Below are 15,888 nucleotides of genomic sequence, written 5' to 3'. Positions count from 1 at the left end.
ATTCGATTACTTACGTTGTAATCAACCGATTACAACCAGAGAGGACATCATGAGCTCACCAGAATCAACCACCCCTGCGCCCCGGCTGGCCGGCGGGCGCCTCGTCGGCATGCTGGGCAGCCAGGTCATGGTGGGGGCCGCCGTCGCAGCCGCCTTCGTTGGGCTCTACGTTGGGCTGCAGCGCGATCCGCAGCCGGACCACCTGCCCATAGCTGTGGTCGGCACGGAAATGGCTGAAGGCGCCTCGCATGCCTGGGGTGAAAGGGTGACCGTGCTCCAGGCCGCCGACACGGCGGCGGCGACGCAGCTGCTCCAGGACCATGCGGCGGTGGCCGCGCTCGTGCCGGATCCCGGGGCGCCCGGACTGGACCTGCTCACCGCAGGAGCCAACGGGCGAAGTGCCGTGGGCGCAGCGACCGCCCTGGCGGCAGGGCTCGCCGAAGCGGTGAAGCAGCCTATCCTCTCGACCACCGACGTCGTACCCCTTGCCGCGCAGGACATGCAGGGGCTCTCCGGCTTCTATCTCGTCTTCGGCGTCACCCTGGCATCGTTCATCCTGGCGCAGATCATGTACTCGGTGGCTGCACTTGTTCGGCTTCGCTGGCGGGTCCTGACCCTCGTGGTCGGCGCGGCCGCCATCGCCGCCGTGGCGGCCATCCTGGCCGGGCCGGTGTACGGGGCCGTTCCGGCCCCCGTGGCCGCAGTGATTCCTGTGCTGACGCTCCTGGGAATCGGCGTTTCGCTGGCCACCCTGGCCATCGCCAGCCTCGTGGGGCCGCTGGGCAATATCGTCTCGACGATCACGTTCACCACGCTGGGCAACGCCTCCAGCGGCGCCACCGTCAGTGCGTTCCTCATGCCTGCCGCGATCGCGCATATCGGTGCTGCGCTTCCGCCGGGTGCCGCCTTCCGGGCCATCAGCGATGCCAGCTACTTTGGCGGCCGCGATGCCCTGGGGCCGGTCCTCGTGCTTCTTGCGTGGATTGTTGCCGCAGGCGGCCTGATCGCCCTGCATGCCGTCCGCAGCCGGACCGTCAGTCCAGGAACAGTGCCGTCCACCCGTCGTCTGCCCGGCCGCCGTCGGGCTGGCGGAACTGCTCGCGCAGCTGCCCTTCAACGGTGAAGCCGTGCTGGCGGTAGAGCTCGACGGCGACGGTGGCCGGCGCAGCTACAGGGTTTCCGATGTCATGGATGCAGACTACCGTGCGGCTGCGGTGAACTTGCCAATGCGGGCGCGGCAGCAGAGACAGCCGAGACGCGCAGGAAATCGAGTTTCCCTGCCGCTTCGGATCCGGCGGCGGCGGTGTAGGCGACAATGTGCAGGTCCGTGCCGGCCACGGTGAAAATGTCGCAGTCCAGCTCCACATCCCCGACGACGGCATTCTGCACCACTTTCATTTCGGACTGGTGCTCGCTGACGGTTCCGCTGTCCCACAGTGCACGGAAACGCTCACTGGACGCAATCAGATCAGCAATCAGCTCCTGCACCCTGCGGTCATGCGGGTACCTTCCGTAAGCACGGCGCAGGTCCGACACCAGGGAGGCTTCAAAGATCTCAAGGCTGCCCTCCGGACAGATGATCCGGATTCCGCTGCTGCCCAGCGCTCTCCCGGCAAAGTGCGAGCGCAGGAGATTGGGACGGCCCTTGTCGGGCGGGGCGGGCTCCCCGAGAAGCGCCGCCCATAGCGCACTGAAGGAGAGCAGGTCCCAGGCGGCAGTGAATACGGCGACCGGTACTTCACCGAGCCGCGCCACCAGCCGCTGCACGCTGGGCGGGATATGCGTCGGAACTTCTCCGGGCCCGGGCGGAAGCAGCCCGGAAATCTCGAAGAGATGGGAGCGTTCGGCGTCGCTCAGTTGCAGCGCGCGTGCCAGTGCCGCCGCCACCTGGGCGGAGGGCCGGCGGGCACGGCCCTGCTCAAGGCGGACCAGGTAATCAACACTGACACCTGCCAGCTGGGCCAGCTCCTCCCGCTTCAGCCCCGGCGCCCGCCTGAACCCGTAGACGGGCAGGCCCGCGTCCGCCGGCTGCAGGCGGTCACGCCAGGAACGGAGAATGGCACCCAAATCAGAATCCTGCATGGAGAGAGTCTGCCAGCCGCAAACCGGTTCTGGGTGGCCCTGGCAGTCCATATGCAGGCCCGTGCCACGACATCAGTCCACAGCGGGCCAAGACTAAAGCCATGACAACAACACTGATTACCGGCGCCAACAAAGGCCTGGGCTATGAAACAGCACGCCGTCTCCTCGAGGCGGGGCATACCGTCTGGATGGGGGCTCGCGATGAAATCCGCGGGCGGGAAGCGGCCGAAGCACTCGGCGGCACGTTCGTCCAGCTCGATGTCACCGATGATTCCTCTGTGGAGGCCGCAGCCAAGACCGTGGCAGCTGCCGGCGGCGTGGACGTCCTGGTCAACAACGCAGGCATTCCCGGACCCTACGCCCCGGCGGAGGAACTGACGGCAGCGGACGCAGAGGCGGTGTACGGCACCAATGTGGTGGGCATTGTCCGCGTGATGCACGCTTTCCTGCCGCTCCTGCGCGAGTCCACCGAGGGAACGGTTGTGAACGTCACCAGCGGAGTGGGCTCCTTCGGCTTTGCGCACGACCCGGAGCGCGTCGAGTCCACCGTGGTGATGCCGCTCTACACCTCCTCCAAGTCCGCCGTCACCATGCTGACCGTGCAATACGCCAAGGCGTTCCCGGAGCTCCGCATCAATGCTGCGGACCCCGGCTACACCGCCACTGATTTCAACGGGCGGCAGGGCACCCAGACAATATTCGAGGGAACGGACGCCATCGTGGAGCTGGCCACCCGCGGCGGCTCCGGCCCCACTGGCACGTTCATCGACAGGTCCGGTGCCGCCCCCTTCTAATGCTCCGCAATCCTGCCCGCCCTGTCCCTCACAATCTGCCCGGCCCGGTTCCCATCGGGCCGGGCAGACCGCGGGCGGGGCCGTGGTTTCCTCAGCACTCGCTCGGCCAGCTGATTGCCTGCGGGGTCCGGGTCCATCTCCGTCCACAGGCCATCAGGGTATTGATGAGCATGCCGCGGGCAATAAACTCGTCGGCCTCGTCGGGGGCCAGTTGCGCTTCGTCCAGCGGCCGAGGACACAGCCGGGAAACCACCTACCAGCAGCAGGACCTCACCGAGCCGGAGCAGGTGCACGACGCCGTCCGGCAGCTGGCGGCGCAGGAGGGCACACGCCTACGCGCGGCGGATGGTGAGTTTGAGACAATAACAAAATGCGGTGCCCGCCGCGCAGGATATCGCCTACCCCGGAGCCCCGCATGACTGCCCGCACTGCCAAGAGCGCCGCCACCCGGCAACGTATTGTCGATGAGGCATTACGGCTGTTCCGGGAACAGGGATATGAGCAAACCTCCATGGCACAGATAGCCTCCGTGGCCGGCGGAAGCAGAGCCAATCTCTACCTCTACTTCAACGGCAAACCGCAGATCATCATGGCTCGGATGCGGGAGATTGAAACCGAGGTAGCCCAGCTGTATGCGGTCCTGGACCGCCTGGCCGACCATACGCCGGGCACCCTGCGGCCCTGGCTCGAAACGGCCCGCAGTATGTGGCTGCGGTATGCCACGGAGTTCGAGGCCATCAACCAGGCCATGGCAACGGACCCGGCCGTGCTGGATGAATGGCTGGGGCTGGTCGCCAGGATCTGTGCGGACCAGACTTCGCTGTACCGGGACTGCCGGACCGACGATGAGCGGCAGGACCGCGAAGCACACATGGCAACCCTGATGTCCAGCCTGGAACGCAACTTCTATTTCCTGTATATCCGCGGGCATAAAGAACGGGAGGACCGGGTCCTGGCCGCATTGGCCCGGCAGTGGGCACAGTTGTACAGCGGCTGACCGGGTCCTCCCGTGGATACTCTCAGCGGCCGAGCACCAGGCGGGGGCAGCCTCCGGCGGCACGCGACACGCAGATCATGAGGGTCCCGTTGGCCTCCTGTTCCGAGGCGGTAAGGATCGAGTCCCGGTGGTCGGCGGTTCCGGACAGAATCGGCGTCTCACACGTGCCGCAGGTGCCGGTCTTGCAGGAGGAAAGCACCGGCAGGCCGGCCTCCTGTGCTGCCTCCAGGATCGTCTGCTCGGCGCCAACCGTCACGACGGTGCCGGAGTTGGCGAACTCCACCTCGAACGGGGTATTCGGCAGGGTCCGCTCGATGATTTTGGGAGCGAAGCGTTCCAGCCGCAGGGAATCCTTGGGCCAGTGCGCGGCGTGCTCCTCGGCGGCATGCAGCAGGGGCTCCGGGCCGCACGCGTAGATCAGGGTGTCCTCCCGCGGCTGGGTTAGCAGGCCGGGCAGATCGAGGCGCCCGAGTTCATCCTGCGGCACCACTGTGATCCGGTCCCCGTAGACCGCCAGTTCCTCCAGGAACGCCATCGATGTCCGCGTGCGGCCGCCGTAAACCAGCTGCCAGTCGGAGCCTGCACGCTCGGCCTCCCGGATCATGGCCAGGATCGGCGTGATGCCGATGCCGCCGGCGATGAAGAGGTAGTGCGGGGCGGCAGCAAGGCGGAAGTTGTTGCGCGGCCAGGACACGGTGACCCGGGAACCGGGCAGAAGGGCTTCGTGGACGGCGGCGGATCCGCCGCGCCCGGAGACCTCCTTCAGCACACCGATCCGGTAGGTGGTCCGCTCCTCCGGATCGGAGGACAGCGAGTACTGCCGGACGAAGGGTTCGAGTTCACCGTTGGGGACGTGGATGTCTACGTGCGCCCCGGCCTTCCAGTGCGGCAACTCACCGCCGTCCGGATGGCCGAGAGTCAGGCTGACCACCCCGTCGGAAGCCTCCCGGCGCTCGAGCACCTGCAGATTGAGGGTCCGGACGGCCCGGTCCCGGGACCGCTCGACATCCGCCACATCCCAGTGCACGTTCAGGGACCGGCGCACCGGCAGCAGGGCCATGCGCAGGAAATCCAGCTCCTCGGTGTTGTCCGGCCGCAGCGAGGGCAGCCGTTCGAAGAGCACCCGCAGACCCGTGGCACCCTGCACCCGGGCCAGCGGATTGCCCAGGCAGGTGTGCCGGCCGGCGGTGAAGGCCAGATGGTCGGTGGGGTCGGGACGGTGGATGTCGAATTCGAAGGGCCGTTCCACATGGTCCGGATCCGTGTTGGCCGCAGCCAACCCGACCCAGATCATGTCTCCCGCTGTGATTTTCACCCCGGACAGTTCGACGTCGTGCATCGCGCGGCGGGAGGTGAATGTGGAGGAGGGGCGACGGCGGACGGTTTCCTCGAAGACCCGCGGCCACAGCTCGGGTTCGTCAATGGCATCCTGCAGGGCGCCGGGGTTCTCGGAAAGGAAGATCACCGCGTTGGTCATGGCCTGGGCGGTGGTGTCAGTGCCGGCAGCCGCAAATTCCGAGACGTGCAGCGCGATCTGCGGGGTGGGCAGTGCCCAGGAACCGTCCTCCTTCCGGGCCGAGGCCATCACCGAGATGATGTCGTCGGCGTCGGAACCTCGCCGCGAGTCAATGATGCCGCGCAGCACCAGGTTGGCAGCGACAAACCGCTCCCACACTTCGGAACGTTTCGGCTCCAGCAACGGCTCGTGGGCGGAGGACAGCACGGAGAAGAGATCATCGCGCAGCTGCCGCAGCATGGCCTCGTGCTCATAGTCCAGGCCCAGCAGCGCCATGATCGTCTGGGTGGTCAGTTCGAGGGAGTATTCCTCAAGGAGGTTGGCGGTGCCGCTGTTCTCGAAGCGGTCGATGATCCGGTGGGCGCGGGCCTCGATCTCGGGCTGGAGCCGGTCCATGCGCTCCTTGACGAAGCCCAGCTGCGCCACGGAGCGGGCCTCCGTGTGCCCGGGCGGATCCTGCCCGACGATCATTTTCGCCACGAGCTCCGGCGGGTAGATGTCCTGATACTTCTCGGGAACATCCGCCGCGGAATTCGACGCCGAGGAGTAGGTCCGCCAGTCGGAGAGCACCGTCAGGCAGTCCTCGCGCTTCGTGACGATCCAGGCGTTGAGGTAGGGGTACCAGAACACCGGGGTGGCGTCCCGGACCTCCGCCAAGTGGCGGGCCGGGTCGCGGTAGTAGTCATCGCCCATGGCATCAAAGCCGTGGGCGACCGGGCAGCGGCCCGCGGGACGGGCTTCATTGTGCAGAACGGTCATGGCGGGGCCTTACTGGATCAGGATTCGGGGACGACCGCGGACGCGGCGATCGTGGACAGTTTCTGGAAGCGCGCAACGTTGTCGCCCTCGTCCATCACGCCGGAGGAAAGGAAGCAGAAGGACAGGTCGGAGACGGGGTCCACCCAGAGAAGGGATGATCCGGCACCGTAGGATCCGAAGGTCCGCGGGGAGACAAACGGGCCGAAGAACCGGGCATGCGTACCGGTTCCGGCCAGGGCCAGGCCAAGGCCCATGTTTCCCGGCGGCAGGTCCCACCGGCGGGCATTGGCGACCATGCCGTAGAGGTCATTGATCTGCTCGCCGGTCTGGTTGGTGGTGGCGAAATCGAGTACGGATTCCCCGATGAGCTGCTCCCCGTCCGCGGTGCGTCCCTTGTTGCGGAGCATCTCGGTGAACGCGAAGACGTCGTCGATGGTGGACACGGCTCCGACCCAGGGCATCTCGGCGTCGGGACGGTCGATGACGTCATTGAGGCACTCGATGTCTTCAGGCTTGAGCCAGGAATCGTTTGCCTCGATCACCTTCAGCGGCACGGCACGCTCCTGCAGCCGGGCGGGCATGCCGAACCGGGTGTCTGTCATTCCGATCGGCGCGAACACCTTCTCCTCCATCAGGTCACGGAAGGAATCGGCGCCATAGGCCCGGCGGGCCATCTCGCCGATGAGGGCATGGTTGATGGCCGCGGAATAGTTGAGGTTCGTGCCGGGCTCGTGCACAACATCCACCCCGCCGAGGGCGGCGATCACGTCCGCCAGCACGGCGAAACCCTCAGGTCCCACTCCCGGATTCGGGGTGGCGGGCATACCGGCCCGGTGGGTCAGCAGATGTGCAAGGTTGATGCGGTCCTTGCGGGCGGCCCGGAAGGGTTCGACACCGAAGAACTCGGGGATAAGGTCGACAACCCGGGTGGAAAGCATCAGCTTTCCCTCGCTGAGGGCCCGGAAGACCAAGGCATTGGTGAAGCCCTTGGACATGGACAGGATCCGGTAGACATCGTCGGGACGGGTGGATCGTCCGGTGGCTGCCTCGGCCAGACCGTAGCTGCCGCGCAGTGCTACCTCGCCGTGGCGGGCCACGATGATGTTGGCGCCGTGATAGTCGCCGCGCTCAATGTCCTCGTGGATGGTTTCATCCAGGACTTCCAGGAAACGCCGTTCGACGCCGGGAAGGTCGGTGATGGTGGCCTCGTGGACCGCGGTGTGCTGCACAGGGTTCTCCGTTCGGTGTGGGTGTGCGGGGCGGTTCAGAGCATGAGGGCGCCGCCGGAGGGCGACATGGTCTGCCCGGTGTAATGTCCGGCTGCGTCCGAGGCCAGGAACAGCACCGTCTGACCGATTTCCTCCGGTTCGGCAACGCGCTTGAGCGGCTGCAGCGCGAGCAGCGCCTGCACGTGGTCCTCGCCCGAGGCAGTAAACATCGGGGTGTTGATGCCGGCGGGGGCCAGGGCGTTGACCCTGATATCGAACGGCGCGAGTTCTGCGGCTACCGCCTTCGTCAGGCCGACGACGGCGGCCTTGGAGGCCGGGTAGTACGCGGGCATCGGCAGGCCGATCAGCCCTGCAACCGATGCGAAGTTGATGATCGAGCCGCGCCCGGCCTTCTTCAGCAGAGGGACGGCGGCACGGATGGTGTAGAAGGTGCCGTTGAGGTTGATCGCCACGACGCGGTCAAAATCTTCGTCGCTGATACCGCCGAGAAACTCGGGGTGGTAAACCTCGCCGGTCTTGAAGGACTCAACCATCCGGTTGTTGATTCCATCCACCCACGCCTGCTTATCCCGGTTGGGAGTGGAGACGCCGGCCGCGTTGACCAGGATGTCGAGTTTGCCGTGCTTCGCTTCGATCTGCGCAAAGACCTGGTTCACGGACCCGGAGTCCGAAACGTCCGCCACGAAACCGTGGGCACCGTCAAGGCCCGTAAACTCCGCGTCAAGGGCTTCCTGCCGGAGGTCGATGCCGTAGACGGTTGCACCTTCCTCGATCAAGGCCTTAGCTGCGGCCAGGCCCATGCCCGAGGCCGCGCCGGTGACGGCTGCAATCCTGCCGTTCAGTTTCATCCGGTTTCTCCGTTCATGTGGAGGCGTCACATCATCAATGATGTGAGCTGCCTCACAGTAGTAATGCTGGACAGCCTGCCACAGAACTAGACACCTGTCCATTTTTTCTGCAGCGGCACGATCCAGGCGCATTTCCGGAGATTCCTGTTGGCGGATCCTTTGACCGGAGGGAAACCTCACCCGGGTCCCGGACCCCGCGGGCACACCCGTTTTGACGCTCGCCTGTGGCCGGTGCCATAGTCTACGGGTGCACTTTTCGGAAGTGCCGGATATCCACCCCCCCTCCCCTGCCCCCAGGCAGCTGCGGGCTGCCCGAGGACGAGCAGCCCGCCGAACTCGTCAGCCGGCACACCCCGCCAGGCGCGAATAACCAAAGGATCCCTCTTGAGCCAGCATCCACCGGCCACACAGCAGGCCGTTTTGGACTCCACCCTTCCGGCCAACTCGTCGGATTCCTCCTTCCACCACGAGGAAGAGGGCTACCAAAAGGGCCTCAAGCCCCGCCAGGTCCAGATGATCGCCATTGGCGGCGCTATCGGCACAGGCCTCTTTATGGGTGCCGGCGGCCGCCTTGCCTCGGCCGGACCGTCGCTTGTCATCAGCTACGCTGTCTGCGGCTTCTTCGCCTTCATGATTCTCCGGGCCCTGGGCGAACTGGTCATGCACCGCCCGTCCTCCGGGTCCTTCGTCTCCTATGCCCGCGAGTTCTTCGGTGAAAAGGCAGCCTTCGTCACCGGCTGGCTGTACTGGCTCAACTGGGCCATGACCGCCATCGTGGACATCACCGCCGTCGCCCTGTACATGAACTTCTTCCGCAAGTACTGGGCCCCCATCGCGGACGTCCCCCAGTGGACCTGGGCGCTGGCCGCCCTGCTCCTGGTACTGGGCCTGAACCTCATCAGCGTCAAGGTCTTCGGTGAACTCGAGTTCTGGTTCGCGCTGATCAAGGTGGTGGCACTGGTCGCGTTCCTGATCGTGGGCATCTGCTTCGTCATCTTCGGCACCCCCGTGGATGGCCAGCAGGTCGGCTTCAGCCTGATCTCCGGCAACGGCGGCCTTTTCCCCAACGGCCTGCTGCCCGCCGTCGTCGTGATGCAGGGCGTGGTGTTTGCCTACGCCTCGATCGAACTCATCGGCACTGCCGCGGGCGAGACCGAGCATCCCGAAAAAATCATGCCCAAGGCCATCAACACGGTGGTTATCCGCATCGCGGTGTTCTACGTCGGCACCCTCGTCCTGCTTTCGCTGCTGCTGCCCTACAGCTCCTATCACGCCGGTGAAAGCCCGTTCGTGACCTTCTTCGGCTCCATCGGCGTGGGCGGTGTGGACGCGATCATGAACCTGGTGGTCCTGACCGCCGCGTTGTCCTCGCTCAACGCCGGCCTCTACTCCACCGGCCGCATCATGCGCTCCATGTCCCTTGCGGGCTCCGCACCCAAGTTCGCCGGGCGCATGAACAAGGCCGGCGTCCCCTACGGCGGCATCGCCATGACCGCCGTCGTCGCCCTGCTGGGCGTGGTGCTCAACGCCGTGGTTCCCGCCGAAGCCTTCGAAATCGTGCTGAACGTCGCCTCGCTGGGCATCATCAGCACCTGGGCCGTGATTGTCCTGTGCCAGATGGAGCTGACGAAGCGGGCCAAGCGCGGGGAACTCGAGCGTCCGGGCTTCCGGATGCCCGGCGCACCCGTGACCGGCTGGATCACGCTGGCGTTCCTGCTGGCGGTGCTGATCCTGATGGCCTTCGACTCGCCCGTGGGCACGTGGACCATCGCCTCCCTGGTCATCATCATCCCCGCACTGATGTTTGGCTGGCGGATGTGCCGGGACCGGGTCCTGGAAATCGCAGCGGCCCGCGACGGCGACGCCGGCTAACGGCTCACGCCCGCGGCCGGCCGAAGCGCAGCCACGGTGTCGCGTGCGGCCGAGCCGACGCCTATCAGGGTCGCCGAGGACGGTCCGCACCAGTCCCCGTACCCCAGGAAAAACAGTCCCGGACCGTCCACCGACCGGGTGGGCAGCAGCGCGTCGGTTGCCGGCACGCCGTTGCGGGTGGTGAGGCCCAGGGGCTGCAGGTGCCGCAGGTCCGGCCGGAAGCCGGTGCACCACAGAACCGCATCGGCCGCCAGCTGCTCCCCGTCCTCCCACTGCACGCCCTCCGGCACGAACCGGGAGAACATCGACCGGGCCTTCAGCAGGCCGGCGTCGCGGGCCTTGCGAACCGCGGGTACGGCAACAATATCGCCCAGCTCGGCGATGCCGGCCGGTGCCGGTTCTCCGGCGGCGAGGGCTTTTTTACGGTCCGTGGCGATGGAGAACAGGGCCCGGCCGTCGACGTCGTCGGGCAGGTAACGCGGCGGCGTGCGGGTCACCCAGGTGACCGATGACGTGGGGGCCAGGTCCGCGGCAATCTGCGCTCCGGAGTTGCCGCCGCCCACCACCACCACGTTTTGTCCTGCCAGCGGCTCCGGTCCCCGGTAGTCGGCGGTGTGCAGCTGCCGGCCGGTGAACTGGCTGCTGCCAGGCAGGTCTGGGATGGACGGGGTGTTCCAGCTTCCGGTGGCGTTGAGAACCGCCCGGCTGGTCCACTGTCCGTGATCCGTGTCCGTGAGGTAAGCGCCGCCGTCGGCCGCCCGCACGGAGTTCACCCGGACCGGGCGGTATACCGGGAGGCCATAGCGGGCCTCATAGGTGCGCAGGTACTGCGCAACATGGTCCGCTGAGGGGTTGCCCTCGCCCTGCCAGACCGGCATCTGGTAGCCGGGTAGGGAGCTGTAGGCCGCCGGGGAGAACAGTTCCAGGCTGTTCCAGTAGTGCTGCCAGGCCCCGCCGGGCTCCGAGTTGGCGTCCAGGATCGCGAACGAGGGTGCGGGGCCGGACCGGCCGGAGGCCTCATCCCGCCGCAGGCGGTTTAGGTAATAGCCTGCGGCGAGACCGGCCTGGCCTCCCCCGATCACCAGGACGTCGACATCCCGGACCGGTGTGGTGGGCAATCAGCTCTCCCGTTCTGCGGATCGGCCGTGTTCCAGTCCGGTGGGGATGCCCAGGAAAGCCGGTTCGGGTGTGCTGCAGCAGGAGGATTCCGTCGGTTCGGATTCCGTTACCGTTTCAGGAGCGCCACAGCACGACGCCGCCTGCTCAAGCGCGGGTTCGGGTGCCGTTCCGCAGCACGACGCCGCCTCAGCTGACCCGTCCGCCGCCGGTGCATCGCAGCTGCCGCCGAGGTCCGTAGAGCAGACGCCGGTTTCGGGCAGCACCAGCTGCACGTCGTCGGCCGCCTGCTGGTCTCCGGCCAGGGCTGCCGCGATGGAGCGGACCTGCTCGTAGCCGGTGGCCATCAGGAACGTGGGTGCCCGGCCGTAGGACTTCATGCCCACAATGTAGAAGTCCTTCTCCGGGTGGGACAGCATCCTGGCGCCGTGCGGTGCCACGGTGCCGCAGCTGTGGAACTCGGGATCGATCAGCGGACCGAGCTCCCGCGGTGCCTCCACCACCGGGTCAAGATCCAGCCGGATTTCACGCAGCAGGTCCAGATCCGGGCGGAAGCCGGTGGCCGGAACCAGCAGGTCCACCTCCAGCTGCTTCTCGCCGTACGGCGTGCTGCCGATCACGGCGAGGGTGCCGGAGGTTTTGAACCCGGTGATGGTGAAGGCGGTGTGCAGCTCAATCCGGCCGTCCGCCACCAGGGTGCGCAGCCGGCTTCCCAGCGCGCCGCGGGCCGGCAGGCCGTCCAGGTCGCCGCCGCCGTAGACACCGGCCGCGGAGGCGCTGCGGATGGCCCAGCTGATCCGGGTGCCGGGTTCCTGTTCGGCCAGTTCGCCCAGGGCCAGCAGGGTGTTCGCAGCGGAGTGGCCGGCGCCGACCACCAGGACGTGCTTGCCGGCGAAGCGGGCACGGTCGCGGCCGACGACGTCGGGCAGCGGCCCAGTGATGAGCCCGGCGGTGAACGCTTCGGCTTCCCCGACGGCAGGCAGGCCGGCCTGTCCCAGCGGGTTGGGCGTGCCCCAGGTGCCGGAGGCATCGATGACGGCGCGCGCCCGGTAATCGGTGACCGTGCCCTCGGCATCTTCCACCCGAAGCAGGAACGGCGTGTCCTCGCGGCCGCCGGTGCGGGTCTTGTCCAGGCCTTCACGGCTGACCGCCAGCACCCGGGTGGAGGTGTGCAGTGCGTCGGCGATCGCGGGAACCTCGGCCAGCGGCTGCAGGTACCGGCCATGGAGTTCGGCACCGGTCGGCAGGGTTTCCGCGTCGGGTTCCTGCCAGCCGGTGGCGGCGAGCAGCCGGCGGGCGGCGGCGTCGACGTCGTACTGCCACGGCGAGAACAGCCGGATGTGGCCCCAGGACGCGACGGCGGCCGCGGGTGCGGCGCCGGCCTCGAAGATGACCGGGGTCAGGCCGCGTTCAAGCAGTTCGGCGGCGGCTGCGAGGCCTACGGGGCCGGCGCCGATCACGGCGACGGGGAGTTCGGAAATCATGGCGGCGTCCTTCATAGATACGGGGGTTACTTGGCCGGCAGGAGGTCGGCGATGAGTGCGGTGATCCGTGCCCTGATGTCGTCGCGGATGGGGCGGACCGCCTCCACGCCCTGGCCGGCCGGGTCGTCGAGCTTCCAGTCCTCGTAGCGTTTGCCGGGGAAGATCGGGCAGGCGTCGCCGCAGCCCATGGTGATCACGACGTCGGACTCTTTCACGGCCTCGGTGGTCAGCACCTTGGGGAGCTCGGCGGACATGTCGATGCCCTCCTCCGCCATGGCCGCCACGGCGGCAGGGTTGACCGAGTCCGCGGGTGCGGATCCGGCGGACCGGACTTCAATCAGGCCCTCGCCGAGGTGTCGCAGGTACGCGGCGGCCATCTGCGAGCGGCCGGCGTTGTGCACGCAGACAAACAGCACGGAGGGCTTGGCGGCGGTTTCGGAAGGGCTCATCGGGTTGTCTTTTCTGCCGTAGCGGCGGGTAGGGAGGCGGCGGGCCAGTATTTCTTCTGCGCCCAGAGGGCGGCGTAAACCAGGGCAACCAGCACGGGTACTTCGATCAGGGGTCCGACGACGCCGGCCAGCGCCTGCCCGGAGGTCACCCCGTAGGTGCCGATGGCCACGGCGATGGCCAGTTCGAAGTTATTCCCGGCCGCGGTGAAGGCCAGCGTGGTGGTGCGGGGGTAGCCCAGGCCCAGGAGTTTGCCCAGCAGCATGCCGGCGCCGAACACGACGAGGAAGTAGACCAGCAGCGGCAAGGCGATGCGGGCGACGTCGAGCGGGTTCGAGGTGATCTCATCCCCCTGCAGGGCGAAGAGCAGGACGATGGTGAACAGCAGGCCGTAGAGCGCCCACGGGCCGAGCTTCGGCAGGAACGTGCCCTCGTACCAGTCGCGGCCCTTCGCCTTTTCGCCCAGGGTGCGGGTGAGGAAGCCGGCCAGCAGCGGGATGCCCAGGAAGATCAGGACGCTGAGCGTGATGGCCCAGAAGGAGAACCCGGCACTGGTGGTTTCCAGGCCCAGCCAGCCGGGCAGGACCTGGAGATAGAACCAGCCCAGGGCACCAAAAGCGAGGACCTGGAAAACGGAGTTGATGGCCACCAGCACGGCGGCGGCTTCGCGGTCGCCGCAGGCCAGGTCGTTCCAGATCATCACCATGGCGATGCAGCGTGCCAGGCCCACAATGATCAGGCCGGTGCGGTATTCGGGCAGGTCCGGCAGGAAGATCCAGGCCAGGGCGAACATAAACGCCGGTGCGGCCACCCAGTTCAGGATGAGCGAGGTGATCATCAGCTTCCGGTCGGCAATCACCCGCGAGGTTTCGTTGTAGCGGACCTTGGCCAGCACCGGATACATCATCACCAGCAGGCCGACGGCGATGGGCAGTGACACGTTGGACACCTTGACCGAGTCCAGGGCCGGGCCGATACCGGGCACCAGCCGGCCCAGCAGCAGGCCGGCGGCCATTGCAGCCAGGATCCAGACGGGCAGGAAGCGGTCCAAGGTGGACAGCCGGGCGGTGACCTGGCCGGTCTGGGGTGGTGCGGTGGACGTACTCACAAAGCTCCTTGGCAGGGACATCGACAGGGCGGCCTACATTGAAGAACATCGATATCCTTCGATGTTGAGTATCCCGGGATATATCGATACCTGTCAATCTGTGCATAATGGGCAGGTGACCACTGCACTGACAGTTCCCGCTCCCGCCGTCGAGGCCTGCTGCACCCCGCTGACTTCTGAAGCGCTGAGCATCGAAGATGCCCAACGCTTCGCCCAGCTGCTCAAGGCCGTGGCCGAGCCGACCCGGCTGCGCCTGGTCTCGCTGATCGCCGCGCAGGAAAACAAGGAAGCCTGCGTCTGTGATCTCACGGAGCCTGTCGGTTTGGGCCAGCCCACCGTGTCCCATCATCTGAAAATCCTGGTGGACGCCGGCATCCTGCACCGCGAAAAGCGCGGCGTCTGGGCCTACTACTCCATCATTCCCGGCGCCCTGGAGCGGGCTGCGGCTGTACTCGCGCCGCAGTAACCGCCGGTCCGGGTTGCCGGGCTCCGTCTATGCCTGCGCCTTGGATGCCCTGGCCGATGCCGGCCGTACGCAGATGGTGCCGATGTCCCGCGCCCCGCGATCAGCGCCCGCAGAGACTGCGCGCACTCATGAAGAACTCGCCACCAACGGCCCGGGCCAAACTGGCTTCCAGCCGTGGTGGCAAAGCGAGGAGAGGCCCTAGTACGGACCCCTCCTCATTGCACTGCCTAAGGGGCAACGGGTTTGCCTTCGATGTAACCGTCCTCGAGGACGGCGTCGCTGAGCGCTTCACCACGGCGTTCATCGCTGTAGACCATGAGCGTGGAACCGACGAGTGCCAGCACGATGGCAATCGCTCCATAGACGCTAGGCAGTGTTTGGTATACGAGGAGCGAGACCACGATGGTCAGTGCGGGGGCTAGGGCATTAGTGACGGGGGAAACGATGGAAGCCTTACCGCGGCTCAATGCCATGACGAGGAACAGGGCCCCAATGGCATTAAGCAGCTGCGTTGCGGCGGTGAGGGCAGGTGCCTGCCAAGGTACGTCGAGGGGAAGTCCGCCGGAAGCAATGATGGCGACGGGTGCGAGGGCAAGTCCCGTAATGGCCATCCAGGCGAACGTGGTCGCGTCATTCACACCGATCGTGGCAGCTTTGCGCATGAAGAAGGCCTGCACGCCCCACGCGATGCAAATAAAGATTGAGAGAATCAACCACGTACCTGATCCGGCGTCATCGTTGCCGCTACTGACGCTGAATAGGACCAAAGCAACGAGAACGGCGGCCAGACCGAGCACGGCGATTTTGGACAGTCTCTCCCGAAGAAAAAGAATCGCCATGAGTACGGTGATCGCCGGGGAAATGGAGATGATCGGGAAGATTAGGTATGCGGGACCTATCGTCAGAGCCTGAAAGAGCAGGAGTTGCCCTCCGGCGCCAGTCAGTCCGACGAGAATTCCATAAAGCGCTGCTTTGGGCCTTCGATCGAATTTTTGCCTGCGAAGGGCGAAAACAGCGGGGATGATCATGGTGAGGGACCAAATCACGTAGATCATTTCATCGGGATAGCCATAGAGGGTGCTCGGCAGCGCAGAGAAGGCACCCCAAACGCCCCAGAAGACGATAAGAAGCGTGGCGTAAACGATCCAAGAGTTGGTTTTTTTCATGGCT

At 66.4% G+C, this 15,888-nt stretch carries 14 protein-coding genes; 5 read left to right on the top strand and 9 right to left on the bottom strand.

The window, feature by feature from the left end:
• Positions 1-49: 49 nt before the first annotated feature.
• Positions 50-1,123 carry a hypothetical protein gene (locus GD627_RS14950; RefSeq protein WP_152273200.1) on the top strand — a complete coding sequence of 358 codons (1,074 nt, stop codon included), beginning with the start codon at positions 50-52 and terminating at the stop codon, positions 1,121-1,123.
• 62 nt (positions 1,124-1,185) lie between these two features.
• Here the strand turns inward: GD627_RS14950 and GD627_RS14945 are convergent, their stop codons facing one another.
• Positions 1,186-2,082 carry a helix-turn-helix transcriptional regulator gene (locus tag GD627_RS14945; RefSeq protein ID WP_152273199.1) on the bottom strand — a complete coding sequence of 299 codons (897 nt, stop codon included), beginning with the start codon at positions 2,080-2,082 and terminating at the stop codon, positions 1,186-1,188.
• 101 nt (positions 2,083-2,183) lie between these two features.
• On the opposite strand from GD627_RS14945, the gene GD627_RS14940 reads away from it, so the two are divergent.
• Positions 2,184-2,876, top strand: coding sequence for an SDR family NAD(P)-dependent oxidoreductase (locus GD627_RS14940; RefSeq protein WP_152273198.1), 693 nt, complete (start codon positions 2,184-2,186; stop codon positions 2,874-2,876).
• Between the two features lie 415 nt (positions 2,877-3,291).
• Positions 3,292-3,873 (top strand): TetR/AcrR family transcriptional regulator, encoded by a 582-nt coding sequence (locus GD627_RS14930; RefSeq protein WP_152273196.1) that lies wholly within the window; start codon positions 3,292-3,294, stop codon positions 3,871-3,873.
• Positions 3,874-3,895: 22 nt separating this feature from the next.
• Here the strand turns inward: GD627_RS14930 and GD627_RS14925 are convergent, their stop codons facing one another.
• From GD627_RS14925 to GD627_RS14915, 3 genes are read right to left on the bottom strand one after another with little or no spacing between them, the layout of a single operon-like run.
• Positions 3,896-6,148 carry a cytochrome P450 gene (locus tag GD627_RS14925; RefSeq protein ID WP_152273195.1) on the bottom strand — a complete coding sequence of 751 codons (2,253 nt, stop codon included), beginning with the start codon at positions 6,146-6,148 and terminating at the stop codon, positions 3,896-3,898.
• A gap of 17 nt (positions 6,149-6,165) precedes the next feature.
• Positions 6,166-7,377, bottom strand: coding sequence for a serine hydrolase domain-containing protein (locus GD627_RS14920; RefSeq protein WP_152273194.1), 1,212 nt, complete (start codon positions 7,375-7,377; stop codon positions 6,166-6,168).
• 35 nt (positions 7,378-7,412) lie between these two features.
• A complete protein-coding gene (locus GD627_RS14915) occupies positions 7,413-8,225 on the bottom strand; it encodes an SDR family NAD(P)-dependent oxidoreductase (RefSeq protein WP_146363964.1) in 813 nt (270 codons plus the stop codon).
• A 420-nt stretch (positions 8,226-8,645) separates the two neighbouring features.
• Here GD627_RS14915 and GD627_RS14910 point away from each other — a divergent pair, with 420 nt between their 5' ends.
• Positions 8,646-10,097: an amino acid permease gene (locus GD627_RS14910; protein WP_246165566.1), complete on the top strand. Its 1,452-nt coding sequence runs from the start codon at positions 8,646-8,648 to the stop codon at positions 10,095-10,097.
• Here GD627_RS14910 and GD627_RS14905 read toward each other — a convergent pair.
• Genes GD627_RS14905 through arsB form a run of 4 tightly spaced genes read right to left on the bottom strand, consistent with a single transcriptional unit; the run spans position 10,094 to position 14,273 of the window.
• Complete coding sequence (locus GD627_RS14905; RefSeq protein WP_152273193.1) at positions 10,094-11,215, bottom strand: ArsO family NAD(P)H-dependent flavin-containing monooxygenase; 1,122 nt, start codon at positions 11,213-11,215, stop codon at positions 10,094-10,096. The genes GD627_RS14910 and GD627_RS14905 overlap by 4 nt on opposite strands.
• A complete protein-coding gene (locus GD627_RS14900; protein ID WP_246165548.1) occupies positions 11,216-12,697 on the bottom strand; it encodes an FAD-dependent oxidoreductase in 1,482 nt (493 codons plus the stop codon).
• Positions 12,698-12,723: 26 nt separating this feature from the next.
• Positions 12,724-13,146 (bottom strand): arsenate reductase ArsC, encoded by a 423-nt coding sequence (locus GD627_RS14895; RefSeq protein WP_152273191.1) that lies wholly within the window; start codon positions 13,144-13,146, stop codon positions 12,724-12,726.
• On the bottom strand, positions 13,143-14,273 hold the full coding sequence (gene arsB / locus GD627_RS14890; RefSeq protein WP_152273190.1) for an ACR3 family arsenite efflux transporter: 1,131 nt from the start codon (positions 14,271-14,273) through the stop codon (positions 13,143-13,145). Before arsB ends, GD627_RS14895 begins: the two co-directional genes overlap by 4 nt.
• A 94-nt stretch (positions 14,274-14,367) precedes the next feature.
• Between arsB and GD627_RS14885 the strand changes: the two genes are divergently transcribed.
• A complete protein-coding gene (locus tag GD627_RS14885) occupies positions 14,368-14,718 on the top strand; it encodes an ArsR/SmtB family transcription factor (protein ID WP_246165547.1) in 351 nt (116 codons plus the stop codon).
• Positions 14,719-14,945: 227 nt separating this feature from the next.
• Here the strand turns inward: GD627_RS14885 and GD627_RS14880 are convergent, their stop codons facing one another.
• Positions 14,946-15,884 (bottom strand): DMT family transporter, encoded by a 939-nt coding sequence (locus GD627_RS14880; RefSeq protein ID WP_152273189.1) that lies wholly within the window; start codon positions 15,882-15,884, stop codon positions 14,946-14,948.
• Between the last annotated feature and the right edge of the window lie 4 nt (positions 15,885-15,888).

Origin of the sequence: Arthrobacter yangruifuii (genome assembly GCF_009192775.1) — a bacterium.
Lineage (GTDB): Bacteria > Actinomycetota > Actinomycetes > Actinomycetales > Micrococcaceae > Arthrobacter_B > Arthrobacter_B yangruifuii.
Note: the sequence above shows the minus strand (reverse complement) of the source record. Positions and strands in the feature narration are given on the sequence as shown.